Genomic DNA, 25,128 nt, shown 5'->3' with positions numbered 1-25,128 from the left:
GGCGCGATCGGCTGTTTCTATGGGGATTGGCGCATAGCCCGATACGTTGTCTCGATTTGTGCTGAAATCGTTGCCCGGGGTGCGGATTTTCAGTGGATGATGAAATTGGCGGCATCCTGTTCAAATCGTGATCGCCACGGTTGCGTTACAAGGCGATTACTGACAACGTTGTCTATCTGTGACCGTTCGTCGGATAACGGAAGATGACGCCAGCCCGCGACCACTTATCAGGAGAATGCGTGAGCGCAAGCAGTCCAATGGAAGCGGTGGCCTTTCCACGCCCCGAAACCTTCGTTGCCGCAGACGTTGGCGGGACGCATGTACGCCTGGCGCTGGTGTGCGAAGGCGTCGATCCACGCCAACCGGTCACGGTGCTGGACTATCGCAAGTACCGATGCGCCGATTATCCGGGCCTGGCCGAGATCATGGCCGCGTTCTTTGCGGAGCTGGGCTGCGCACCGGTGATGCGCGGCGTCATCGCCAGTGCCGGTTATGCGCTGGAAGACGGCAGCGTGATCACCGCCAATTTGCCGTGGGTACTGTCGCCGGAGCAGATCCGTCGCCAGCTCGGCATGCAGGCGTTGCATCTGGTCAACGATTTCGAAGCGGTGGCGCATGCGGCCAACTACATGACCGGCAATCAGGTCATGCAGTTGTCCGGCCCGCCGCAGGGCGCGCCGGGTCCGGCGCTGATACTCGGCCCCGGCACCGGCCTGGGCGCGGCGTTGTGGATTCCCAATGGCGCCAACCCGGTGGTGTTGCCGACCGAGGCCGGCCACGCCGCGCTTGCGGCAGCCAGCGATCTGGAAGTGGCCCTGCTGCAGGAGCTGCGTCGCACGCGCACGCACGTGGCCACCGAGCATCTGCTGTCCGGCCCGGGCCTGTTGAATCTCTACACCGCCCTGGCCGCGCTGCGTGGCGTGCCGGTGGTGCACGCCAGCCCGGCCGACGTCACCGCCGCGGCACTGGCTGGCGAGGACATGCTGGCACGCGACGCGCTACAGGCGTTTTGCGGCTTCATGGGAAGCGTGGTCGGCGACATGATGTTGCTCTACGGCGTGCGCAGCGGCGTCTATCTGGCGGGTGGCTTCCTGCCGCAGATCGCCGCGTTCGTGGCCGCAAGCGATTTCGTCGCACGTCTGCTCGACAAGGGCCCATTGCGTCCGGCGCTGGAGCAGGTGCCGGTCAGCATCGTCGAGCACGGCCAGCTCGGTGTGATCGGTGCGGCCAGCTGGTTCCTGCAGCACGGCCGCTGAGTCCTGCGCATCGCCAGGTGCAGCAAGCCGGCTGCACCGAACCGATCAACTCCGCATTCCCGTAGGAGCGCACCCGGGCGCGACGAGGCATGCCCGATAACGCCCCATCGCGCCCGGGTGCGCTGCTACGAGTCAACGGGGGTGCCGGACCGGCACGCGGTGGACGGGGCCTTCAAGACAAGCACGCAGTGGAGGCGGCAATGTCGATCAACTCAGCATTCCCGTAGGAGCGCACCCGGGCGCGACGAGGCATTCCCGATAACGCCCCGTCGCGCCCAGGTGCGCTCCTACGAGTCAACGGGGTGACCGGACCGGCACGCGGTGGACGGGCCTTCAAGACAAGCACGCGGTGGAGGCGGCAATGTCGATCAACTCCGCATTCCCGTAGGAGCGCACCCGGGCGCGACGAAGCGTGCCCGATAACGCCCGGTCGCGCCCAGGTGCGCTCCTACGACGACACCGCGCTATAGATCCCCGAACCGCGACTGCAGCGCCGCAATCGCCGCCAGCCCCGCGGTTTCGGTGCGCAAGATGCGCGGTCCCAGTTGCAGGCCGCTGAAACCGGCCTCGGCGAGGGTCGTGCGATCGCGCGGCGACCAGCCGCCTTCCGGGCCGATCGCCACGATCACATGCGGTTGCGCACCCAGCGCCAGGCTGCCCAGGCGATGCTCGCCGTGCGGGTCCAGCGTCAGCCGTAGCGCCTGCGGGTCGCTGGCTCGGGCCGCCTCCTGCAGGCCGTGCGGCGCCGCGATCGTGGGAACGCGTGCACGCCCGGATTGTTCGCAGGCCGACACCACCACGCTGCGCCAATGCGCCAGGCGTTTTTCCATGCGCGCCGGGTCCAGCTTGACCTCGGTGCGCTCGGCGTTGACCGGCACCACCGCCGTCACCCCCAGCTCGGTGGCCTTCTGCAGGATCAGGTCCATCTTCTCGCCGCGCGCGATGCCCTGGATCAGGGTGATCGACAACGGCGATTCGTTGCACAGCGGCTCGACCCGGTCCACCACTGCGCGCGCCTCGCGTTTGCCGGCCAGGGTGATGCGCGCGTGGTAGTCGCTGCCGTCGCCGTTGAACAGGACGCAGGCATCGCCCTCGCGCAGCCGCAGCACGCGCAGCAGGTGATTGGCCGAGGCTTCCGGCAGCGTCAGCTCCTGGTCGCAGTGCAGCGGCAGTGCCACATGGGAACGGGTCAGGCGCATGCAACGGCCTCCTCGATGGCGTGGCGGGTGGTCGCCGCCAACAGCGCAAGTTGCGCGTCGTCCACGCAGTACGGCGGCATCCAGTACAGCACGTCGCCGAGTGGGCGCAGCACCACGCCCTTGTCCAGTGCGGCGCGATAGGCCTTCAGGCCTACCCGTGCCGCAGACGGGAACGGCATGCGCTTGTCGCCGCCCTGCGTGAGCTCGAAGGCCACGATCATGCCGGCCTGGCGCACGTCCGCCACCGCCGGGTGTTCGCCGATCTGCGCCGCAAGCGCGCTCATGTGCGCGGCGGTGCGCTGGTTGCGTGCAATCACGTCGTCGTCTGCAAAGATCTGCAGGGTCGCCAACGCGGCCGCGCACGCCAGCGGATTGCCGGTGTAGCTATGCGAATGCAGGAACGCGCGCTCGCGCGAGTCGTCCAGGAATGCGTCGTACAACTGCTGCGTGGCCAGTACCGCCGACAACGGCAGGAATCCGCCGGTCAGTCCCTTGGACAGGCACAACAGGTCGGGCATGACCCCGGCCTGTTCGCAGGCGAACAGGCTGCCGGTGCGGCCGAAGCCGGTGGCGATCTCGTCGGCGATCAGGAACGCGCCATGCGCATCGCACAGTTCGCGCGCACGGCGCAGGTAGGCCGGGTGATACATGCGCATGCCGCCTGCGCACTGCACGCGCGGCTCCAGGATCAGTGCGCAGATTTCCTCGGGCGATCGTTCGAACACCGCCTGCAGTGCGTCGGCTGCCTGCAGTGCGTAGTCCTCCGCGCTCCGCCCAGGTTCGGCCAGGTAGGCATCGGGCGAGGGCGCAAAGATCGATTCCAGCAGCAACGGCGCATACACGCGCCGATACAACGGAATGTCGCCGACCGACAGCGCGCCGATGGTCTCGCCGTGGTAGCCGTTTTCCAGCGCGACGAAACGCGTGCGGCGATGCTCGCCGCGGTTGTGGAAATAATGGAAGGCCATCTTCAAGGCCACTTCCACGCCGGCCGAGCCGTTGTCGGCATAGAACACCTTGGACAGCGGCGCGCGGCCGGCCTGGCGCGGCGCGATCGCCAGCAGGCGCTCGGCCAGCTGCACGGCGGGCGCATGGGTGAAGCCCGCCAGCATCACCTGCTCCAGTTCGCCAGCCTGGCGCGCGATGGCCGCGCCGATGCGCGGCTCGCTATGGCCGAACAGGTTGGTCCACCAACTGCTGACCGCGTCCAGGTAGTGGCGACCGTCGTGGCCGATCAGCCACGCACCATCGCCACGCGCGATCGGCACCAGTGGCAGTGTGTGCGGGTGTTCGCGCATCTGCGTGCAGGGGTGCCACAGCACCTGAAGATCGCGTTGTCGCCAATGTTCGTCAGCTTGGGAGGCTGCCGGGTCTGCTAGGATTTCGGGTTCATGAACATGTCGATGCATACGCCTATTCTATCGGTCGGCTTCGCCGCTGCGTGCTGCGCATGAGCCCGCGCCTGCCGACCATCCACAAGATCACCGATCTGGGTGACGGGCCGTTCCGTCGCCAGCAGCTGGATCTGGAGTTTTCCAACGGCGAGCGTCGCCTCTACGAGCGCCAACTCAGCCAGGGCCATGGCGCGGTGGTGGTGGTGCCGATGCTGGATGCGCAGACCGTGTTGCTGGTGCGCGAGTACGCCGCCGGCGTGCATCGCTACGAGCTGGGCCTGGTCAAGGGCCGCATCGATGCCGGCGAAACGCCGGAGCAGGCCGCCGACCGCGAACTCAAGGAAGAAGCCGGCTATGGCGCGCGCCAGGTGCAGGTGTTGCGCGCAATGACGCTCGCTCCTACTTATATGAGTCACCAATCCTGGTTGGTGCTGGCGCGCGACCTCTATCCCGAGCGCCTGGTCGGCGACGAGCCGGAAGAGATGGAAGTGGTGCCCTGGCCGATCGCCCGTCTGGACGACTTGATGCTGCGCGACGATTTTTCCGAAGGCCGCTCGCTGGCCGCCTTGTTCATTGCGCGCGAGTGGCTGGAGCGCAACCCATGATCCGCATCCCGATGGAACTGCGCGAAACCGTGATCGCCATTGCCCGCGAGGCGGGGGCGGCGATCATGGATGTCTATGCGCAGGATTTCGCGGTGGAGCTCAAGGACGACGCCAGCCCGTTGACCCAGGCCGACCTGGCCGCCAATCGTGTCATCGTCGACGGCTTGCGCCGGGTCACCCCGGATGTGCCGGTGCTGTCGGAAGAATCCGCGCACGTGGCCTGGGAAGACCGGCAGTTCTGGACCAGCTACTGGCTGGTCGATCCGCTCGACGGGACCCGCGAGTTCGTCAAGCGCAACGGCGAGTTCAGTGTCAACATCGCACTGATCCACATGGGCGCGCCGGTGCTCGGCGTGGTGCAGGCGCCGGTCGATGGCCGTGTCTGGTATGCCGCCCGGGGCGAGAACGCCTACCGCCGCGATGGCGATCGCGACGAGATGCTGCATACGCGCACGCCGGCGGCCACGCCGCTGCGGGTCGCCGCCAGTCGCTCGCATCGCGACGCGCGCACCGCCGCCGCGCTGGAGCGCATGGGCCAGATCGACGTGGTCGCGCAAGGGTCGTCGTTGAAGTTCTGCCGCATCGCCGAGGGCGACCTGGACGTGTATCCGCGCTTCGGCCCCACCTCCGAGTGGGACACCGCGGCCGGCCAGTGCGTGCTGCATGCCGCCGGCGGTGTGCTGCTGGCCGGCGGCACCGGCAAACCGTTCCGTTACAACCGCCGCGACACCTTGCTCAATGGCGATTTCATCGCGCTGGGCGATCCCAATCTGCCGTGGCGCAGCTGGCTGGTGTGAGCAGCGCTGGCGGCCTGCGCGCTCGCCGGATGGCTCCGGTGGCGGCGCGTAGTGCCGACGCCGTCATGTCCAGCGCAGTGCTTCCCCATCGCCTGCCATCAGCTGCTACGGCACGTGCCGGCGGCATCGCCTTGGCACGCCACTCAGCTGCACCACACCTATCAGGAAGACACCATGTCCGAGTCCCCGCCGACCGGCGACATCCAGCGCCTGCTGCAACTGATGGCGCGTCTGCGCGATCCTGAGCATGGCTGCCCGTGGGATGTGGAGCAGACCTTCGCCAGCATCGCCCCGTACACCATCGAGGAAGCCTACGAAGTCGCCGACGCCATCGACCGTAACGACCTTGCGGGTCTGCGCGACGAGTTGGGCGACCTGCTGCTGCAAGTAGTCTTCCATTCGCAGATGGCCGCCGAGCAGGGCGCATTCGGATTCGCCGAGGTGGTCGCCACGCTCAGCGACAAGCTGGTGCGCCGCCATCCGCATGTCTTCGCCGAGCAGCGCGCCGACGACGCGCAGGCGGTGAGCGCCAACTGGGAGCAGATCAAGCGTGCCGAACGTCGCGCAGCGGGCCATCAGGACGACTCCGCACTCGCCGGCATCGCACGCGGCCTGCCGGAGTGGCAGCGCTCCACCAAGCTGCAATCGCGCGCGGCGCGGGTCGGCTTCGATTGGCCCGATCCGGCACCGGTGCTGGAAAAATTGCAGGAAGAAATCGAAGAGCTGCGCGTGGAGTTTGCCCGTGGTCCGGTCGCCGACAACCAGGCACGGCTGGAAGACGAACTCGGCGATGTGTTGTTCGTCTGCGCCAACCTGGCGCGCCATGCCAAGGTCGACGTGGGGGCGGCGCTGCGGCATGCCAATCTCAAGTTCGAGCGCCGCTTCCGCGCCATGGAGGCGCAGGCACAGGCGGATGGCACCGCGCTGGCCGCGCTATCGCTGCACGAGCAGGAAGCGCTGTGGCAACAGGTCAAGCGCGGCGAGCGCGGCAGCGCTCCATCCACTCCCGACCAACCGGGCGCCGGGCCGCCTGTCACTGCCACGCCGGTGCGCAGCGGTCGGGCACCCGACCTCTCGGCGCAGCAACAGGCCGATGTCGACACGCAAGGCCTGGACAGGTCAGGCCGCGCGTGAATTTCTCACCGACCACGCTGGTGCTGTTTGCCGCCACCGCGGTGGCGGAGCTGGTCGGTTGCTACCTTCCTTATCTGTGGCTGCGCAAAGGCGGCAGCATCTGGTTGCTGCTGCCGACGGCGTTGAGCCTGGCCATCTTCGTCTGGTTGTTGAGCCTGCATCCCGATGCCAGTGGGCGGGTGTACGCCGCCTATGGCGGGGTCTATATCGCCAGCGCACTGCTGTGGCTGTGGTGGGTGGACGGAGTGACGCCGACGCGTTGGGATCTGCTGGGCGCCGCCTGCTGCCTGCTTGGCATGGCGATCATCATGTTCTCGCCGCGCAGCGCCTGAGCGCGCACGCGCGCCGGCGTCTGCGCGGCGCAAACCACGGCTGCCTGCTCGGTGCGGTGGGACGCAATGAAGACCAGGTGCCCGGGGCGGCGAGCCACCGCGGCACTTGCGTGGCCGCGACCGTAGACGCCGACGGTCGCGCGCGACGGACAGGCAGGCAGGCGGACAACTGCTTCATCGCACGCAATAGGTGGAGGCGTTCAAGGCGTTGGCCACCGCGGCCAACCGACAGGGCGCGGCCGCGTACTGTCGCGCGCTGCGCCGTTCCCCCAAGCGCGGCCGGGCGGCGATAATGGACCTCTTTCCCTTGGACCGGTGCGCATGACCCAGAAGACCATCCTCAACGACACCCATCGTGCGCTTGGCGCCAAGATGGTCGACTTCGGCGGTTGGGACATGCCGATCCACTACGGCTCGCAGCTGGACGAGCATCACCAGGTGCGTCGCGACGCCGGCATGTTCGACGTCAGCCACATGACCGTGGTCGACCTGCACGGTCCACGCGTGCGCGCGTTCCTGCGCTACCTGCTCGCCAACTCGGTGGACAAGCTCAAGGTCTCCGGCAAGGCGCTGTACACCTGCATGCTCAATCCGCAGGGCGGGGTGATCGACGACCTGATCGTCTACTTCCTGCGCGAGGACTTCTTCCGCCTGGTGGTCAACGCCGCCACCCGCGAAAAGGACCTGCAATGGATCGGCGAGCAGGCTGCCCGCTTCGAGGTGCGTGTGGAAGAGCGCGGCGACTTTGCGATGATCGCCGTGCAAGGCCCCAACGCGCGCGCCAAGGTGATCGAACTGGTGGATCCGGCCGATACCGCAGCGGCCAGCAAGCTCGGCCGTTTCGCAGCGCTGCAGACGCGCTCGCGCGAGGGCGTGGAGCTGTTCCTGGCGCGTACCGGCTACACCGGCGAAGACGGTTTCGAAATCGTGTTGCCGCAGGAGGCCGCGGTGGGGTTCTGGAACGCCCTGCTTGCACAGGGCGTCAAGCCGGCCGGCCTGGGCGCGCGCGATACCTTGCGCCTGGAAGCCGGCATGAATCTCTACGGCCAGGACATGGACGACACGGTCAGTCCATACGAGGCAGCGCTGGCCTGGACGATCGCCCTGGACGAAGGCCGCGACTTCGTCGGTCGCGCCGTGCTCGAGTCGCAGAAAGCGCAGGGCGCACCGCGTCAGCTGATCGGTGTGGTGATGGATGAGAAGGGCGTGCTGCGGCATGGCCAGACCGTGCTCAGTGCCAGCGGCGAGGGCGAGATCCTGTCCGGCACGTTCTCGCCCACCCTCGGCAAGGCGATCGCATTCGCGCGCGTGCCGGCCGGCAGCATCGACGACTTGCGTGTGGACATCCGTGGCAAGCAGGTGCCGTTGCGCGCGGTGAAGTTTCCGTTCGTGCGCGACGGCCAGGCGCAGCCCGGCGTCCTTGGCGAGTGAGTCAAACGCTGCCGGGCAGGTCAACGTCCGGCAGCGTGCAGCATCCATCGCCGCCAATCGGCCGGCACGCGCGTGCACCTGTGTTGTCGTGCGGTCTAAACTAGCCACCTGTCCCCAACCCATCAGTTTCCCCGGAGCACACCCATGAGCGAGATCCCTGGCGACCTCAAGTTCCTCAAATCCCACGAGTGGGCCCGCGTCGAAAGCAGCGGCCGCGTGACTGTCGGCATCTCCGACCATGCGCAGGGCTTGCTGGGCGACTTGGTCTACGTCGAACTTCCGGGCGTCGGCGACACCGTGCAGGTCGGCAACGGCGCGGCGGTGGTGGAGTCGGTCAAGGCCGCCTCGGACGTCTACAGCCCGGTCAGCGGTACCGTCGTCGAGGTCAACAGCGCACTCACCGACAAGCCGGAAACCATCAACGAGGACGCCTACGGCGATGGCTGGATCTTCGTGGTCGAACTCGACGACAAGGAAGAGCTCAACGATCTGCTGTCGCCGGACGACTACGCCGAGCTGCTGGAAGACGACGCGCACTGACCTCGCTTCGCACGTCGCACCAAAAAATCCGGATGGCCGCTCGTTGGAGCGGCCATTTTTTTTGCCTGCGCGGCGGTGGCAGCACGCCGTCCCCGCCTGGCGATGGCGTGCGCGTTGCCGATCGGCGTGCAACCGGCCAGCGACGGCCGTCGATCGCAGTCCAGGTGTTTGTCGATGTTCGACAACGACGACCTCGCCGGGAACATGCGCACGCCACATCGTCGAGCACGACGCGACTGTCGCGGTGTCGGATTTCTGGCGTGAGCCAGTCGTGAGGAGAGGGCGTGCAGCCGGTGAAAAACGGTTGCCGCATCGCGTGCATCCAACCTCGGACACGGTGTGCAACGCATGCCGTTGGCAGCGCATGCCGATGCACATACGGGGCGAGAACTGCGCAAGAAGTTTGCGCATTTCTGCTTGTGCGACGCCTTGAGCAAGGTTGGCGGATAAAAAATTTTCAGCTGGCGGACAGGCGGCGCACGCTGCGGCGACCACGCCTGCGCCGCGACGTCGGTGCAGTGGGGAGCATCGCGCTTGTTTGCCTCGCTAAAAAAAAACAGCACAAAAGAAGTGCTTTTTTGAAAACGTTGTTGCACCACTGCATGCGAAGGGCAGCTGCGCGTGCCATCGCGCGGCGTCTTGGGACCACCTCCACAGGACACATCGCCACCAGGTGTCGAAAAAAAAATGCAAAAGAGTGTTGACAGTAAAAAAAAGCGTGATTAGGTTTCGCCCAGCAGACGTTGCTGCGAAAGAGAGTGAGCAGAATCGACATCAAGCCGACACGCTTGTTCCCGATGTCCACCAAAGCGTTATCCACGGTGGAGTTGGGTCCGCTTCTCTCCAAGAAAGCAGCAGTCGCTCCGATCACGCACCCGCGTCGCTGTCTGATGCGGGTGTTTCTGTATCCGTCCCGTCGCGCATTACCTGCGGACGGTTCCCGACGACGGCGTGCCGTTGCGGGGTTTGCTTCAACTGGGCGTTTCACCTCCATAGTTCACTGACGAGGAGCCAATTACATGGCCACTGCAAAAGCTGCGAAGAAGAAACCCACTGCCAAGAAGGCAGTGAAGAAGACTGCCGCCAAGAAGGCAGTCAAGAAGGTCGCCAAAAAGGCAACCGCCAAGAAGGCAGTGAAGAAGACTGCTGCCAAGAAGGCCGTCAAGAAGACTGCAAAGAAGGCAACCGCCAAGAAGGCAGTGAAGAAGACTGCAAAGAAGGCAACCAAGAAGACTGCCGCCAAGAAGGCAGTGAAGAAGACTGCAAAGAAGGCGACCAAGAAGACCGCCGCCAAGAAGGCCGTCAAGAAGACCGCCAAGAAGGCAGTCAAGAAGACCGCGAAGAAGGCAGTTGCCAAGAAGGCGACCAAGAAGTCCGCCACCAAGAAGACTGCCGCCAAGAAGCCTGCTGTGAAGAAGGTCGCCAAGAAGAAGCCGGCCGTTCGCAAGAAGAAGGCCGCTCCGGTCGCGCTGCCCGCAACCCCGGCGCCGCTGATCTGATCTGCAGTACCCGATCGCCGTAGACATCGAGCTCTCTCCCCGACGCCCAGCGGGGAGGGAGCTTTTTTATTGGCTCGCCCACGGCGGCCATGATCCGGTGAATGCCGATCGCGCGCAGACAGTCGCAGTCCATCGCCATCCGGTACCAGGGTGACCTACTCGGGCCGCGTGGCACGACATAACGCCAGCAGGCCTGGACAACCGTCGCGCGGTGGCGCAAACGCATTGCGATCGCCACCCAGCGCATCGCGCGCTGCTTGGCGGGATGTCAGGCCGGGTAACTGTGCCTATCGCCGCACCGGCGCCAATGGCCGTTCGCCACTCGCCACTCGCTTTCCCGGGTCCAGTGCTGCTGGTGGACTCGGCTGCTGCGCCGCCCACGCAACGGGCCATCGTCTGTCCCGACCGGTAGTGCCGCCATCGCTTGGTGTCGCGCTGATGTGTCGGTCAGTGCGAAGCGGGAGAGATGCACTCGGTCGCATCGCGCGGAAGGTGAGTTGTCCGCTCGCTTCTTGGCTAGCTCCTTTGCGCGCACGCGACAAGGTTGTCCAGGCATGCGTTGGCCATGACCGGTAGCGCATGGCGATGGAGCGATGTCCAGCCTGCCGGCCACTGATGTCGAAACACTCGACCCGGTCCCGCTGCGGGCCAGAAACAACACAGGCGGCCGAAGCCGCCTGTGTGCGAGAGCGCAGCAAGCTCCGCTTAGCGCGGCGATGCCACCGACTTGCCGGACGAGGCACCCTTGCCGGCAGGATCGGGACGCTCGGCCAGCATGTTCTCGCTACCGAAGTCGCCATCCACGTCGATGTCCAGCCAACGCTTGGCAGGTAGGCCCAGCGCACGGTCCAGGATGGTCGGCAACATGCCGGAGGGCAGGCCGCTCTCGCCGTTCCACATGATCGCGATGCCGAGATCGCGCTCGGGCAGCAGCGCGACCAGGCCGCGATAGCCCTGCACCGCGCCGGCATGGAAGACGACCTGGTGGCCGGCGTAGTCGAACACGCGCCAGCCCAGCGCGTAGCTGGCAGCGTCCACACGCTCGTGGCGCCAACCCGAGCGCATCTCCCCTGGCGTGGAGATCAGCGGCGCGTGCAGCGTCGCTAGCAGCGGCGCAGGCAGCACGTCGGTGCGGTGGCCGGTGTGCGCGAGCAGCCACTGCGCCATATCGCTGGCGCTGGCATTGACGCCGGCAGCGGGAGCAAGACGGTAGTAGGTCGGCTTGGGCGTCAGCGACACCCAGCCGTTGCGGCTGCGCACGTGCGGGCGCGCCCAGCGCGGGCTGGCCTGGATACCGGCCAGTCCCATGCTCGCATCGTTCATGCCCAGCGGCTTGAAGATGCGGCGCTCCACCGACTGCTCGTAGAAGCTGCCCGATGCAGCGAACACCACATCCCCGACCAGGCTGAAGGCCACGTTCTGGTATGCATAGCAATCGCCCGGGGCGCAGCGCAGCGGCGCGGCGGCCAGCTTGTGGCTGAGCGAGTAGTAGTCGACGTTGGATTCGATATCGTTGTCGTAGGCATTGCGGGTCAGGCCGACGCGGTGGCTGAGCACCTCGGCGACAGTGAGTTGCCGGGTGGCGACGTTATTGCTGAGCTGGAAGCCGGGCACGTAGTCCACCACCTTGCTGTCCCAACGCAGCACGCCGTCGTTGACCAGCAACCCGGCCATGGTGCCGGCAAACGCCTTGGACAGCGACGCAAGACGGAACACGGTGTGGGCATCGACCGGCTGCGGGTGATTGACGTCGGTGACGCCGTAGCCGCGCGCGCTGAGCACCTTGCCGCCCTGCACGATGGCCATCGCCATGCCGGGCAGGCGATTGCCGTAGGTCAACTGGTTGGCCATCGATTCGAACGCGGCCACGTCGAAACCGGCCGCCGGGGCAAGCACCTGGCTGGCCGGGAGCGATGCACGGTATTGCAGCGGAGCGGTGGGCGACTGCACGATGGCGGCCGGCTGCAGCGCAGAGGCAGCGGGCGCGGGTGTCTGTGCGGTGGAAGAGAGAGCCAGAGGCAATAACGCCCCGAGCAGCCCGATGGCCAACGGTCGGAACCGTCGGCGCCTGCGCATTTGAGTCATGGTTGTCCCGCCTGTTCCGCTGCCTCCGATGATTCTAGCGCCGCGCTTCGCAATAGCACAAACTGCCGGAAGATGAATGGGCATCATATTGATCCTATTGACGATTTTAGGTTCATAAATCGGCCTGCGCGGCGCCTTTCCAGCGCCACTGGGAGCCCGTGCGGAAGCAAATGCAAGCAGCGTGCCTGCTCCAGCCGCGATCGATTTGCTGCGTCCTGCCCGCTGCCGCTGGTGATGCAGCGCGGCATCGGCTAACTTGCGCGCTTGTTTCGCGGGGTGCTGCCGCTGCCATGTCCTTGCTGTCGCGCCCGTTGATGCGAGCGAGCTTCACTCTATGACCAGCCCATCTTCGCCGCGCTCGGCGGCTGGCCGTTTGAACGCGGCGCTGCGCAGCTCGCCGCCGCTGGCATGGTCGTTCCTGTACTTCTTCTGCCTGCTCAGCGGCTACTACGTGCTGCGCCCGGTGCGCGAGGCGATGAGCGCGTCGGCGGATGTGGAAGCGATCTTCCCCACCGGCATGATCGCCTTCTTCGCCGCGCACGGCATGCCGCTCAAGGACTTCACCCTGCAGGTGCTGTTCACCTGCACCTTCCTGATCATGGTGCTGCTGCAGCCGGTCTACGGCGCGCTGGTCAGCCGCTATCCGCGCCGGGTGTTCCTGCCGGCGGTCTATGGCTTCTTCATCGCGACCCTGCTGCTGTTCTATGTGTTGTTCGACAGTGGCGTGCCCGGGCGCGGCATGGCGTTCTTCTTGTGGGTGACCGTCTTCAACCTGTTTGCGGTGGCGGTGTTCTGGAGCTTCATGGCCGACGTCTTCAGCAATGCCGAAGCGCGCAGCTACTACGGTTATATCGGTGCGGCCGGCACACTGGGTGCGTTTCTCGGGCCGATCCTCACCCGCACCCTGGTCGAACGCATCGGCATCGCGCATCTGATGCTGGTGTCGGCCGGCTTTCTGGCGGTGTGCGTGGTCTGCGTGCTGCGCCTGCGCTTGTGGGCGGTTGCGCGCGAGCAGCAGCGACAGCTGGGCTCCGGCGAAGTGCCCATGGGCGGCGATGTGCTGGGCGGGCTCAAGTTGATCGTGCGCGAGCCGTTGCTGCGCTGGCTGGCCTTCATGGTGTTGTTCGGTGTGGGCGTCGGCACCTTGCTCTACAACGAGCAGGCGGCGCTGGTACGGCGGCTTTACAGCGACGCGGCGGCGGCCACCGCCTATTACGCGAGCATCGACCTGGCAATCAATGCGCTTACCCTGGTGCTGCAGCTGTTGGTGACGCGCGCGCTGTTGTCGCGTTTCGGCATCGCGCCGGCACTGCTGATTCCGGGCGTGGCGATCACGCTGGGCTATGCCGTGCTGACGGCCTCGCCGTTGCCGATGATGCTTGCGATCGTGCAGGTGATCACCCGCTCCAGCGAGTTTGCCCTCGCCAAGCCGGCGCGCGAGACCTTGTACACGCGGGTGGATCGGCAGTGGCGCTACAAGGCCGGTGCGGCGATCGACACCGTGATCTACCGCGGTGGCGATCTCACCTTCGTCTGGGTGCACAAGCTGGTGTCGGCCTTCGGCTCCAGCGCAGTGTTCGGTGTCGGCCTGCTGGTGGCCTCGTGCATGACCCTGGGCGCGTTCGGCCTGCTGCGCGAGGCGCGCAAACTGCCCGCAGAGCGCGATGCGGAGACTGGCAATCAGGTCTCCGACTAGGAGCGGTCAACACGCGGCCTGGCTGCGGGGCCCTTGCCCGCCCACCCTCGCGGGACACGCCGCAAGTACGTCCTTGTAGGCTCTTACGCGGCATCCATGCCGCGTAAGGTCCCGCGACGGTGGGCGGGCAAGGACCGGTCGAGATGGTCGGTGCGCACAGGCAAGCAGGGCATGAACGGCGTGTCCCGCAACCGGAGAGGGCACTGCGTGCTCGGCTGACTGAGCTTTTGACCTTGGCGGTGGGCTGCACCTAAGCGATGCCGCTGTTTGGAACTAGCCGCGTTTGTCTTTGGGCGAGCGTGGCGAGCAGATAGATCAGGTGTAGAGCGCTTGATCTGCACCTTGGCTGCAGCACTTGTGCCCGCGCAACAACCATCGCAGGACACGCCGCCGATGTCCGCAGTCGCGACGCTCGGATCATGCATGCAGGTCCTGCACATCCCCCGTCTCTTGCCGGCGCGTCGGGTTCCGCCGCCTGTTCCGAGTAGCAGGGCCGCAAACGCAGCTATGCTGGCCGCCACATCCACCATGCCGGTCTGCCATGTCCCTGTTCGCCATCGTCGCTGGTCTGTGTGTCGCTCTGCTGCACGTCTACATCATGGTGTTGGAGATGGTGCTGTGGACGCGGCCGCTGGGCCTGAAGACCTTTCGTAATACCTTCGAGAAGGCACAGGCCACGCGCGTGCTGGCAGCCAACCAGGGGCTGTACAACGGCTTCCTGGCTGCGGGACTGTTCTGGGGTGCGTTGCAGGCCCGGGCCGATGTGCTTGGCTTCTTTCTGGGCTGTGTCGTCGTGGCAGGCTGCTACGGCGCCTACAGCGTCAACCGTCGCATCTTCGTCGTGCAGGCGTTGCCCGCGCTGATTGCCCTGGCCTTGCTGTGGTTGCCGCGCTGAGGCGGCGTCCCCGCCTTCTGTAGGAGCGGACCTGGCCGCGATGAGGCATTACCGGTGACGCCCCGTCGCGGCCAGGTCCGCTCCTACCTTAGCGGCAGGCTGGCATTGCAGCTGCGGTGAAATCGCCGAAGACCACGGCGACAGGCAGGCAGCCGCGAGATGGTCGGTCTCCACACCAGCCGGTCTCCACACACGACGACGGCGGGCCGAAGCCCGCCGTTGTCTGCTGTCACCTTGCCCTGCGCCTTACGCTGCTTCGCGCGGTTGCTGGGCCTGCGGCTTGTCGTAGTAGCTGGCCGCCCGCAACTCGTGCGGCTCGAAGTCGTCCACGGTAATGGTGTCCATCATCATCTCGCGCAACTCTTCCAGCTGCCTGCGCTCGTCGCCGGTGATCACGCCTTCGGCCACCGCCTCGTCCAGCTGTGCGGTGAAACCCAGCGCTTCGATGCCCTTGGTCTTGAGCGCCTTGAGGAACTTGCGCTCCACCGGCTCGGCCAGCACGGCCTTGGCCAGATAGCTGGCGATACGCCCGCCCGGATTGTTGGCACAGGGGGTCAGGAACACGCCCTGGGCCAGGCGGTCGCGCGCTTCGTTCGGCGTCATCAGGATCGATGCCACGCGGTGCCCCAGGCGGTCGCCCGGCGCTTCGGCACGACGGCCCAGCGGGAAGATCAGCAGCCACATCAACCAGCCCACCGGCCGGATCGGGAAGTTGCGCAGCGCCGCCGACAGCGCGGTTTCGATCTTGTGCACGCTGTCATGGAACGCCCATGCCAGCAGCGGCTGATCGGTCGCCGGCGCGCCTTCGTCGTGATAGCGCTTGAGCATCGCGCTGGTCAGGTAGATGTGGCTCAGCACATCGCCCAGCCGGCCGGACAGCGATTCCTTAAACTTGAGCTTGCCGCCGAGCATCAGCATCGACACGTCGGCCATCAACGCCAGGTTGGCGGAATAACGATCCAGCTTGCGGAAGAAGCGACGCGTGTACGCATCGCCCGGCGCTGCACCGATGCGTGCGCCGGTCAGCCCGAACCAGAACGAACGCACCGCGTTGGAGATACCGAAGCGGATATGCCCGAACAGGCTCTGGTCGAACGCTTCCAGGCCACGGCGCGTATCCGGGTCCTGCGCCGCCTGCATTTCCTTCATCACCCACGGATGGCACAGGATCGCGCCCTGGCCGAAGATCAGCAGGCTGCGGGTCATGATGTTGGCGCCTTCCACGGTCACGCCGATCGGCGCCGCCTGCCAGGCACGGCCGGCGAAGTTGCGCGGCCCCAGGATGATGCCCTTGCCGCCGATCACATCCATCATGTCGCTGACCACTTCGCGGCCCATGGTGGTGCAGTGGTACTTGGCGATCGCCGACGGCACCGACGGCACATCGCCACGGTCCACCGCCGCGGCAGTGGCCTGCGACAACGCACTGATCGCATACGCCTTGCCACCGATCCGTGCGAGCGCTTCTTCCACGCCCTCGAAGCGGCCGATCGACAGACCGAACTGCTTGCGAATGCGCGCATACGCACCGGTGACCACCGCGGCGTACTTGCCGCCACCGCTGGCCGTTGAGGGCAGGGTGATCGAGCGGCCCACTGCCAGGCACTCGTTGAGCATGTTCCAGCCCTTGCCGACCATTTCCACGCCGCCAATCAACTGGCTCAGCGGGATGAACACTTCCTCGCCATGGATCGGGCCGTTCTGGAACGGCGAATTGAGCGGGAAATGGCGACGGCCGATTTCCACGCCAGGGGTCTCGCGCGGCAGCAGCGCCAGGGTGATGCCGATGTCCTTCTTGTCGCCGATCAGGCCATCCGGATCGTAGGCGCGGAACGCCAGGCCGATCAGCGAGGCGACCGGCGCCAGGGTGATGTAGCGCTTGTCGAAGGTGAGCTTGACGCCGAGCACGTTGGCGCCGTTCCACTCGCCCTTGCAGACGATGCCGTAGTCGGGGATCGAGGTCGCATCGGAGCCGGCGAACGGGCCGGTCAGGCCGAAGCACGGCACCTCGGCACCTACCGCCAGACGCGGCAGGTAATAGTCCTTCTGTTCCGGCGTGCCGTAATGCAGCAGCAGCTCACCCGGCCCGAGCGAGTTGGGCACGCCGACGGTGGAGCTGACCACGCTGGAGATCGAGGACAGCTTCTGGATCACCTTGTGATGCGCCAGCGCACTGAAGCCCAGGCCGCCGTACTGCTTGGGAATGATCATGCCGAAGAACTTGTTCTTCTTGATGTACTCCCACAGCTCCGGCGGTAGGTCGGCGTGGACATGGGTGATCTCCCAGTCGTTGACCATCTTGCACAGCTCTTCGACCGGGCCGTCCAGGAATGCCTGCTCTTCGGCGGTCAATTGCGGCTTGGGGTAGTTGAGCAGCTTCTGCCAATCCGGGTCGCCGGTGAACAGCTCGCCTTCAAAGCCCACCGAGCCGGTTTCCAGTGCGATGCGTTCGGTCTGCGACAACGGCGGCAGTACCTTGCGGAAGAAGCCCATCAGCGGCGTGGTCAGCAGCGGCTTGCGCAGGAACGGCAACAGCACCGGCGCGGAGACCAGCACCACCAGCACGGCAGCGACGATGGTCGCGGTGAGATTGGCTCCCAGCAACCAGCAGGCCACCAGCACACAGGCGCTCAACGCAACCCAGGTGGCAAGGCGCATGCGGTGATAGGCAGCGATGCCCGCCGCCAGGATGACGAAGAGAAACGGTGCAACGATGCTCATGGTCTTGCTCCAGTGACATGCTCGGTAATGTTGGACGCTGCGATGGTGCCAACCGGGGGCAGTGCGTCCAGATAATGCAACACGGTTGCGGTAAACGTGGTGTTGTCGTCGCCGGCCAGCATGTGCGTGGCATCGGGCAAATGCACGTGCTGCGCATGCGGCGCGATCGACAGGAATTCGCTGATGGTGTCCGGCGTGACCAGATCGCTGCGCCCGCCGCTGATCAGCAAGAGCGGGCAACGCACCTGCGCGGCGGCGTCCAGCAAGGTCTGCTGCTGTGCGTGCGGGTCCTGACCTGCCAGCTCATCGACCAGCCGCGGATCCCAATGCCAGTGCCACCTGTTGTCCGCCCGCTGCCTCAGCAAGGCCTGCAGCTGCTCGGCCGTCTTGCGCGGGCGTTGCGGCAGATACGCGGCAATTGCGTCGGCAGCGGCATCCAGCGATGCGAAACCCTCCGGATGCGCGGTCATGAAACGCAGGATGCGCTCCACGCCTGCGGTATCCCAGCGCGGCGTGATGTCGACCAAGACGATCGCGCGAAACAGGCCGGGCCAGCGCGCCTCCGCAAGTAGGCCGAACAGGCCGCCCATCGATGCGGCGACCAGCACCGGCGGCGCGGCCTGCTCGCCCGCCAGCACAATCAAGTCGTCGGTAAATTGCGTTGCCGAGTAGGGCAGGCCCACGCCGTTGAAGCCGGAGTCGCCATGACCGCGCGCGTCGTAGGCCAGCGCCCGGTAGCCAGCGTCGGCCAGTCGAGCCGCAGTGCTTTCCCAGGCGTACCGGGTCTGTCCAAACCCATGTGCCAGCAGCACCGTCGCTGCATTGCCCGCGCCTCGCTCCGACACCGCAAGCGAGGTATCGCCAGCATTGATGCGAATGCTGGACGTACTATGGGCAAGGCTAGAAGGAGAGGAAACCATACCTCATGGTATGGACCTGCCCAGGCTACTGTCAATACTGCCTAGTATGGACGGTTAAGCCATTGAATCGTGGCAGTTGTGTGTCCGTTATGTGATGCATACTGCAACTGACGCAAGCGTATGGTTAAATCGCGTCAATGAATGACATCCCCGACCCGAGCCTCACCACGCCCCGCGCCACGTCCGGTCGCGGCAACCGCCTCAGTGCGGACGATTGGGCGCAGGCCGCACTGGACCTGATCGCCGAACAAGGCGTGGGCGCCGTCGCAGTGGAGCCGCTGGCACGCCGTCTCGGCGTGACCAAGGGCAGCTTCTATTGGCACTTCCCCTCCCGCGATGCCTTGCTGCAGGCGGCGCTCGAACGCTGGGAGATCTTCGAACAGAAGGAGGTGTTCGGCAGCCTGGAAGACGTGCCGGACCCCAGCGCACGCTTGCGCGCGCTGTTCCAGCTGGTCGCGCACGAAGTCAAACCGCATGTCATCTACAGCGAACTGCTCAAGGCACTCGACCACCCGGCCGTGCGTCCGGTCATCGACCGCGTCTCGCAGCGCCGTCTCGACTACCTGATCGCCTCGTTCCGCCAAGCCGGCCTGAGCCGCACCGACGCCCAACACCGTGCGCGCCTGGCCTACGCCGCCTACGTCGGTTTCCTGCAACTCTCGCTGCAGTTGCAGCAGCCCAAGCAAGCCCGCGAAGACTTCGAAGCCTACGTCGAGCATGTGATCCAGACGTTGATTCCGGGCTAGGTTTCAGGCGTCAGGCATACGTCGATGTCTGATCGTTGAGCAAAGAAAAACCGCGACTCTTTCGAGCCGCGGTTTTTGGTTACGCATTACATGAGCAGCCGATTATCAGAACTTCTGGGTGTAACGCATGTAGTAGAAGCGACCCGGGATTTCGTACTGCGAGTCAAAGCTGTTGGCAAATGCCGTTGCCGACTGCGGCGGATCACGATCAAAGGCATTGTTCACACCCACAGTGACGCGGGCATTCCAGGGTGCTTTCCAGTAGGCGCTGATGTCTGTATAGGTGACACTCGGCACATGGTTACGCGGAGCAGCTCCCGCACTGGTAACGCGATCGGCATCAGAGCAGAGCAGGCCGATATTGGTCGGGTTGGCCAAGTTGGCACCAGTACAGTTTTCGACCTGCGAGCTGTAATAACGCATTGCAACCGAGCTGCCGACGTCGCCCAATTCCCAATTGGCCATCAGGTTAGAACGCAAGCGCCAATTGTTGTCTCGCGCCGAGCCACCGCGATACAAACCCACACGCTCTTCGGGGTCCTGCAAAGGCTTGTCAACGGTGAACTTGGTCAAATAGGTTGAGTCCCAAACAAAGCTGAAGCTTCCCCACGCGGTTTCCGGCAAGCGATAGCCGAACGTGAAGTCAAAACCTTCGGCTTCGATGCTGGCAATGTTGCGAGGAACGGCAAGCATGTTCGAAATTTCACCGGTGCTTTCGCGGGTGATCAACGCACAGGTCGACTGGATGCCAGCGACATAGCAGCTGTCCAGCAATTCCTGGGCAGTCTGGGTATCGATCGCATTTTCAATCTTGACGGTCCACCAGTCGACTGCGATGTCCAGACCCGTCACGAAGCCTGGGCTGTAAACGAAGCCGAGCGTTTTGGATGTGGAGGTCTCAGGTCCGAGGGCCTCGCTGCCGCCTACGGTGGTGCGGATCTGCGAATTTGCCTGAGCATAAGGGGTTACACCTGCGCAGGAGCCCGGAATTGCACCGTTGACGCTACCATCGGTGTACGAGCCGGCGCACGGATCGCGAACGTCTTCAAAGGTGTCACTCACGCCCGAGAACAGTTCGCTGATGGACGGCGCCCGGAACCCTTCCGACCAGTTACCACGGATCATCAAGTCAGTGATGGGCTTCCAGCGAAAACCAAACTTGCTGTTGGTCGTATCGCCGAAGTTGCTGTACTTGGAGTAACGCGTAGCCAGACTGAAATCGAGCAGCTGGGCGCCCGGCAAATCTGCCAACAGCGGCACTGCCAACTCGAGATAAGCTTCGTCCAAGTCGTACCCGCCACTGGTTGCGGTACGGGCATTGCCGGTTGTGTCACCGGAGTTGATCAACGCATCCGGATCGTCAAAACCGGATTCTTCCCGATGTTCAACGCCCAGCGAGAAGGCGAACGCACCTCCCTGCATATCGAACAGCTCGCCACCGATGCTGCCGTAGTAGCTCTTCTGCTCATAGCCGTAGACGTCATGTGCCTTGAAGCCAGCATAGTCAATCATCTCAGGCGTCATCGAACCGGCGCCGCCCAGCAGATTCAGCGGGACGCAGCCATCAATCGTCGAGGCAGCCGTACCGCAACGGGCCACACCGGTTGCATCGACAAAGGACGGACCCAGCGCACTCCGCAGAGCAGAAATGTTGAAGAAGCCAGTCGTGATGTCGGTCTGGTCATTCTTGCCGTAAAACATGCCCGCTTCCCAATTGAAGAAGCGGCTGCCAACTTCGAAGTCACCTTCGAAAGCGCCGTTAAAACCGTACGTTTTGACGTTCTGCGAGTAGATGCGGCCACCGGTCTCGTTTGCACGATACTGGATGTAGTCGATGTCACGGCCGAAGTTGTTATAGATGTTGTCGGCATCGATGACGATGTTGGCACCGTTGGTACCTGGGGCAGCGCGACCCAGCACGATCGGCATTGCCGCCAGGACCTGGGACGACTCGCGTTCGTTGTAGGTAACTGTCGTCTTGAAGCGCACGTTATCGGTGATGCTCAAACCTGCATCAGCGAAAACGGACTTACGCTCCTGAGGAGTTACCAGGTAGTTGGTCGGAGCGAAGTTGTAGCTGTCCGCTGCCGTATACGGCCGGGTAGTGGTACCACCGTTGCCAGTCACAAAGTAGCCAGGCGCGCCATTCAGCCGCGTCGCACCATTGCTGGTGGCGCCGGTGGGGCCAAACACTGCAAAGCGACCGCTTGGAGTGGTTGAGCTGTTGCCGGTACCAGGAACAGCACCAAACACTGGAACGGCAGAGATTTCGCGGTCACCCGCCCAAACGGGCTCTTCCTTTACATAACCCACGCCCAAGGTCGCGTGCCAACGATCGCCAGCCGAGCCAATTGTAAAATCATAGGACTCGCGGCTGCCGTCGCCTTTGTCGTACTGACCGTAGTAGGCGTTCGCTTCCGCGCCATCGAAGTTCTGACGCAGAATGATATTGACCACACCGGCGATAGCATCAGAGCCGTAGATCGTGGAAGCGCCATCCTTCAGGACTTCGATGCGCTCGACGGCAGCAGTCGGAATCGTGTTGAGATCGACCGCGCCGCCCAGGCCGGTGCCGCCGACCCAGCGACGACCGTTGACCAGCACCAGGGTGCGGTTGGAGCCGAGGTTACGCAGGTTGACGCGGGTCTCACCGTTACCACCATTGTTGACGTTGGTGTTGAGTGCCGAGCCATTGGTGCTGATGTTCTGAATCACATCGCCGATCGAGGTCAAACCCTGCGATTCGATCTGCTGACGGCTCATGCTGAAGACCGGCTGCGATGTTTCCACGTCGGCGCGCTTGATGCGCGAACCGGTGACCTCGATCTTGTCGAGGTTGGTGGTGCCGCCGGCTTCCTGGGCGATGGCGGTACCGGTACCGCCGACGCCCACGACAAGCGCGAGGACGACTGCATCGCGCAGCTTGTTGGACTTGCAATTCATTAGCTCTCTCTCCAAGTGATCTTGGGTACTGCCAAGGGTTGTTTGCCTGTCGGGGGGTCCGAAGAAGCGGATCCAAAACGTCAGGGTGAACCGATGGTATATGCGTTATGCGAGAAATTAAAGTCCCGTTAACGAAAAAGAAGAAAGGCGTGAAAGGCGGCGTGGGGCCCATGGCCAGAACGAAAAACGCCACCGGCTGCGGGCCGATGGCGTCACTTTAAATCATTTAAAATCAATGGCTTAGAGGTCTTGCTCGTACCGAACGTACGGAATCGTACCGTCGCTGTTGCTTTCGTTGCTCGGCGCAAACGGGTTCTTGCCACGGGAAATCACGTTCTCGGCGCCGACCGTCAACTGGCCGCTCCAGGGGGTACGCCAGGTCAGGCCCAGGCCCAGACCTTCCCACTTTTCCGGCTGGCCGGGAACATCGACGACGCGGCCGATGACGTTGGCGCTGAAGGCGCCGTAGCCGCCACCGACGCTCAGGGTCTTGCTGTCCCACTGGTCGGCGATCGCCGGCGAAACGTCGGCCAGCGGCACCAGGCGCGCGCGCGCATAGGTCCCGCCGATCGAGACGAAGCCTTCGCGGCCAATGTTCTTCTGCCCGAATACGGTCAGGTCGTTCTGTTCGACGCGGGTCAGCGGTGCCTTGCCGGCGCCGATCAACCAGGCCGGCAGGGTGTCGCGGCCAGTGCCGGCGGTGACGCCGGCGCGGGCGCCAGCGCGGTTGAAGCCCAGCGTGGCCGAGACGCGGCGCGATGCTGCGGCGCTGTCTTCCTCGTCGTCGCCGATGCCTGCAAGCAGACAGTGGCTGGCGAGTCCGTTGATGTTGGTGCCGCGGCTGCTGTTGCAGATCAGGCCCAGCGAATCGCCGGAGGTCAGGCCGAAGGCCGCGTCCAGCGAGTTGCGACCGAAGTGCCAGCGTGCGCCAGCCTTCTGCTCGCCAGTGGGCTCCAGGTACAGAAAGGCTTCGACCTTTCCGCTCCCCTTGTTCCACACCGGCAGGATGGTGCTCTCGCGCAACTGCTGGGATGCCGACTGCGCGTGCGCACCCGTGGCTGCCGCGAGGGCAACCAGCAAAGCGAGCGGAAGGCGAAGAAGGTGTCGCATACCAGAGTTCAGACCCAGGGGCAGTTGTTAAGTTCCCGAGAGCGGGCAATCAGAATCCTAGGGCGTTTATGATTATTTAACAAGTAGCCGCGTTCCCCGGAATGCAGCACCAACGCTATCTATTGCAACCTTTCCGGCGCGTCCAATGACGGCTGCGCCCCGCTGAAAAGTACGTCCAGCGCGGTCAACGGAAAGTGATACTCACGCCCGCAGAACTCGCAGCGGACCTCGACCTCGCCGGTCGCCTCGGCAGCGGCACGCGCCTCGTCTTCGCCCAGCGATTGCAGCATCGAGGCGACCCGCTCGCGCGAGCAGGAGCAGCCGAAGCTGAGTGGCTTGCTGCCCAGCAACTGGGTGTCTTCCTCGTGGAACAACCGGTGCAGCAGGTCCTCGCTGGCGACCGAGAGCAGTTCCGGTGCGCCCAGGGTGTCGAACAGGGCGCCGATGCGGGTCCAGCCATCGTTGTCGCCTTCGTCGCCAGGCAACTTTTGCAGCAACAGGCCGGCGGCCTGGTCCGGGCCTGCGGCCAGCAGCAACCGGGTCGGCAGCTGCTCGGACTGATGGAAATAGGTTTCGAAGGCTTCGGCCAGGTCCGGCGCCTGCATGCCGACCAGGCTCTGGTAGCGCTGTGGTTCACGCGGGTCCAGGCCGGGGTTCTCGATGGTGATCGCCAGCAGCGCGGCCTCGCCCAGTTCGCGCAGGTCGGCGGGCGCATCCGCACCGTCGGCCAGCTGCACGATGCCGCGCAAGGTGCCGGCTGCAGTGCATTCGGCGAACAGGGTGCGCAGGGTCTGGTTGCCGCGCAGTTGCACCGACAGGCGCCCGTCGACCTTGGTGTGTCCGGTGAACAAGGCTGAGGCCACCGCTGCCTCGCCGAGCAACTGGCGGGCGGCGGGCGGGTAGTCGGCCGCCCCCTGGATGTCGTGCCAGGCCTGGGTCAGGCGCACATGGACGCCGCGCACGCCAGCGGCAGGCAGCAGGAAACGGGAAAGCTGATCGTGATCGGTCATGGGGACATCGGACGTAAGGGACGCCGGTTGCCGGATAATGCAACGAGCATCGGAATGAAAGGTCGTAGCGAACAATGGGGACGGATGCATTGGATGGCAAGCAGGTGGCGCCAGCGCGGCGCGCGGGGCGCTGGCTGCGTTGGCTGTTGGCGGCCCCGCTGCTGTTCGCTGCCGCGAGCGTGCTGCAGGTGCTGGTGCTGCGGGTGATCGATCCGCCGGTCAGCAGCATGATGGTGGGGCGCTATCTGGAAGCCTGGGGCGAGGGCGACTGGCGTTTTTCGCTGCACCAGCAATGGCGCGACTACGACAGGATCGCCGCCAGCCTGCCGATTTCGGTGGTGGCTGCGGAGGATCAGCAGTTTCCGCTGCATCACGGCTTCGATCTGCAGGCGATCGAAAAGGCGCGCGACCACAATGCGCGCGGCGGACGCGTGCGCGGGGCCAGCACGATCAGCCAGCAGGTCGCCAAGAACGTGTTCCTGTGGCAGGGCCGCAGTTGGCTGCGCAAGGGCCTGGAGGCCTGGTACACGGTGCTGATCGAGTTGTTGTGGCCGAAGCAGCGCATTCTGGAGATGTATCTCAACGTGGCCGAGTTCGGCGACGGGGTGTACGGCGCGCAGGCCGCTGCCCGGCAGTTCTGGGGCAAGGATGCGGCGGGGCTGTCGCCGGGCGAATCGGCGCGTCTGGCAGCGGTCCTGCCTTCGCCACGCCGCTATGACGCACGTCGTCCCGGCGCCTATGTGCAACGGCGGACGGCGTGGATCCAGCGGCAGGCGCGCCAGCTGGGCGGCCCCGCGTATCTGCAGGCGCCATGA

The 25,128-nt window shown here is 64.9% G+C and carries 20 protein-coding genes; 12 read left to right on the top strand and 8 right to left on the bottom strand.

Annotation, left to right across the window (positions count from 1 at the left end):
• Nucleotides 1-257 precede the first annotated feature (257 nt).
• Nucleotides 258-1,256 (top strand): glucokinase family protein, encoded by a 999-nt coding sequence (locus H7A87_RS14310; RefSeq protein WP_180497031.1) that lies wholly within the window; start codon nucleotides 258-260, stop codon nucleotides 1,254-1,256.
• 464 nt (nucleotides 1,257-1,720) lie between these two features.
• On the opposite strand, the gene H7A87_RS14305 is transcribed toward H7A87_RS14310, so the two are convergent.
• Nucleotides 1,721-2,455: a 16S rRNA (uracil(1498)-N(3))-methyltransferase gene (locus tag H7A87_RS14305; protein WP_115677700.1), complete on the bottom strand. Its 735-nt coding sequence runs from the start codon at nucleotides 2,453-2,455 to the stop codon at nucleotides 1,721-1,723.
• A complete protein-coding gene (gene bioA, locus H7A87_RS14300) occupies nucleotides 2,446-3,864 on the bottom strand; it encodes an adenosylmethionine--8-amino-7-oxononanoate transaminase (protein ID WP_119127729.1) in 1,419 nt (472 codons plus the stop codon). The genes H7A87_RS14305 and bioA overlap by 10 nt, the downstream gene beginning before the upstream one ends.
• A 41-nt stretch (nucleotides 3,865-3,905) precedes the next feature.
• Here bioA and nudE point away from each other — a divergent pair, with 41 nt between their 5' ends.
• From nudE to H7A87_RS14265, 7 genes are all read left to right on the top strand, one after another.
• Nucleotides 3,906-4,454: an ADP compounds hydrolase NudE gene (gene nudE, locus H7A87_RS14295; RefSeq protein WP_164739160.1), complete on the top strand. Its 549-nt coding sequence runs from the start codon at nucleotides 3,906-3,908 to the stop codon at nucleotides 4,452-4,454.
• Nucleotides 4,451-5,251 carry a 3'(2'),5'-bisphosphate nucleotidase CysQ gene (gene cysQ, locus H7A87_RS14290; RefSeq protein WP_104582985.1) on the top strand — a complete coding sequence of 267 codons (801 nt, stop codon included), beginning with the start codon at nucleotides 4,451-4,453 and terminating at the stop codon, nucleotides 5,249-5,251. Before nudE ends, cysQ begins: the two co-directional genes overlap by 4 nt.
• Before the next feature lie 174 nt (nucleotides 5,252-5,425).
• Nucleotides 5,426-6,385: a nucleoside triphosphate pyrophosphohydrolase gene (mazG, locus tag H7A87_RS14285; protein ID WP_321186764.1), complete on the top strand. Its 960-nt coding sequence runs from the start codon at nucleotides 5,426-5,428 to the stop codon at nucleotides 6,383-6,385.
• Nucleotides 6,382-6,717 carry a YnfA family protein gene (locus H7A87_RS14280; RefSeq protein WP_119127731.1) on the top strand — a complete coding sequence of 112 codons (336 nt, stop codon included), beginning with the start codon at nucleotides 6,382-6,384 and terminating at the stop codon, nucleotides 6,715-6,717. Before mazG ends, H7A87_RS14280 begins: the two co-directional genes overlap by 4 nt.
• 321 nt (nucleotides 6,718-7,038) lie before the next feature.
• Nucleotides 7,039-8,148: a glycine cleavage system aminomethyltransferase GcvT gene (gene gcvT, locus H7A87_RS14275; RefSeq protein WP_104582987.1), complete on the top strand. Its 1,110-nt coding sequence runs from the start codon at nucleotides 7,039-7,041 to the stop codon at nucleotides 8,146-8,148.
• Between the two features lie 144 nt (nucleotides 8,149-8,292).
• Nucleotides 8,293-8,688 (top strand): glycine cleavage system protein GcvH, encoded by a 396-nt coding sequence (gene gcvH / locus H7A87_RS14270; RefSeq protein WP_104533961.1) that lies wholly within the window; start codon nucleotides 8,293-8,295, stop codon nucleotides 8,686-8,688.
• A gap of 1,019 nt (nucleotides 8,689-9,707) precedes the next feature.
• A complete protein-coding gene (locus tag H7A87_RS14265) occupies nucleotides 9,708-10,187 on the top strand; it encodes a hypothetical protein (protein WP_039519650.1) in 480 nt (159 codons plus the stop codon).
• A 705-nt stretch (nucleotides 10,188-10,892) separates the two neighbouring features.
• On the opposite strand, the gene H7A87_RS14260 is transcribed toward H7A87_RS14265, so the two are convergent.
• The gene (locus H7A87_RS14260; RefSeq protein ID WP_180496716.1) at nucleotides 10,893-12,236 is read right to left on the bottom strand and encodes a serine hydrolase domain-containing protein; all 1,344 of its coding nucleotides are present in this window, start codon (nucleotides 12,234-12,236) and stop codon (nucleotides 10,893-10,895) included.
• A gap of 370 nt (nucleotides 12,237-12,606) precedes the next feature.
• Here H7A87_RS14260 and H7A87_RS14255 point away from each other — a divergent pair, with 370 nt between their 5' ends.
• Both H7A87_RS14255 and H7A87_RS14250 read left to right on the top strand, forming a co-directional pair.
• A complete protein-coding gene (locus H7A87_RS14255) occupies nucleotides 12,607-13,968 on the top strand; it encodes an MFS transporter (protein ID WP_119127735.1) in 1,362 nt (453 codons plus the stop codon).
• A gap of 541 nt (nucleotides 13,969-14,509) precedes the next feature.
• Complete coding sequence (locus H7A87_RS14250) at nucleotides 14,510-14,863, top strand: DUF1304 domain-containing protein (protein WP_119127737.1); 354 nt, start codon at nucleotides 14,510-14,512, stop codon at nucleotides 14,861-14,863.
• 246 nt (nucleotides 14,864-15,109) lie between these two features.
• Here H7A87_RS14250 and H7A87_RS14245 read toward each other — a convergent pair whose 3' ends face one another.
• Both H7A87_RS14245 and H7A87_RS14240 read right to left on the bottom strand, forming a co-directional pair.
• Entirely contained in the window at nucleotides 15,110-17,584 is a 2,475-nt protein-coding gene (locus tag H7A87_RS14245) for an acyl-CoA dehydrogenase (RefSeq protein ID WP_104582992.1), read from the bottom strand.
• Complete coding sequence (locus H7A87_RS14240; protein WP_180496714.1) at nucleotides 17,581-18,504, bottom strand: alpha/beta hydrolase; 924 nt, start codon at nucleotides 18,502-18,504, stop codon at nucleotides 17,581-17,583. The genes H7A87_RS14245 and H7A87_RS14240 overlap by 4 nt, the downstream gene beginning before the upstream one ends.
• Nucleotides 18,505-18,641: 137 nt before the next feature.
• On the opposite strand from H7A87_RS14240, the gene H7A87_RS14235 reads away from it, so the two are divergent.
• Entirely contained in the window at nucleotides 18,642-19,250 is a 609-nt protein-coding gene (locus H7A87_RS14235) for a TetR/AcrR family transcriptional regulator (RefSeq protein WP_104582993.1), read from the top strand.
• Nucleotides 19,251-19,355: 105 nt separating this feature from the next.
• Here H7A87_RS14235 and H7A87_RS14230 read toward each other — a convergent pair whose 3' ends face one another.
• From H7A87_RS14230 to H7A87_RS14220, 3 genes are all read right to left on the bottom strand, one after another.
• Complete coding sequence (locus H7A87_RS14230; protein WP_104648198.1) at nucleotides 19,356-22,193, bottom strand: TonB-dependent receptor; 2,838 nt, start codon at nucleotides 22,191-22,193, stop codon at nucleotides 19,356-19,358.
• Between the two features lie 240 nt (nucleotides 22,194-22,433).
• Entirely contained in the window at nucleotides 22,434-23,270 is an 837-nt protein-coding gene (locus H7A87_RS14225) for a hypothetical protein (RefSeq protein ID WP_180497030.1), read from the bottom strand.
• 152 nt (nucleotides 23,271-23,422) lie between these two features.
• The gene (locus H7A87_RS14220; RefSeq protein WP_115677693.1) at nucleotides 23,423-24,313 is read right to left on the bottom strand and encodes an Hsp33 family molecular chaperone HslO; all 891 of its coding nucleotides are present in this window, start codon (nucleotides 24,311-24,313) and stop codon (nucleotides 23,423-23,425) included.
• 74 nt (nucleotides 24,314-24,387) lie between these two features.
• Here H7A87_RS14220 and mtgA point away from each other — a divergent pair, with 74 nt between their 5' ends.
• Entirely contained in the window at nucleotides 24,388-25,128 is a 741-nt protein-coding gene (gene mtgA, locus H7A87_RS14215) for a monofunctional biosynthetic peptidoglycan transglycosylase (RefSeq protein ID WP_119127739.1), read from the top strand.

The organism is Xanthomonas sp. CPBF 426 (genome assembly GCF_903989465.1).
Lineage (GTDB): Bacteria > Pseudomonadota > Gammaproteobacteria > Xanthomonadales > Xanthomonadaceae > Xanthomonas > Xanthomonas euroxanthea.
This window is presented reverse-complemented; position numbering and strand designations above follow the sequence as displayed.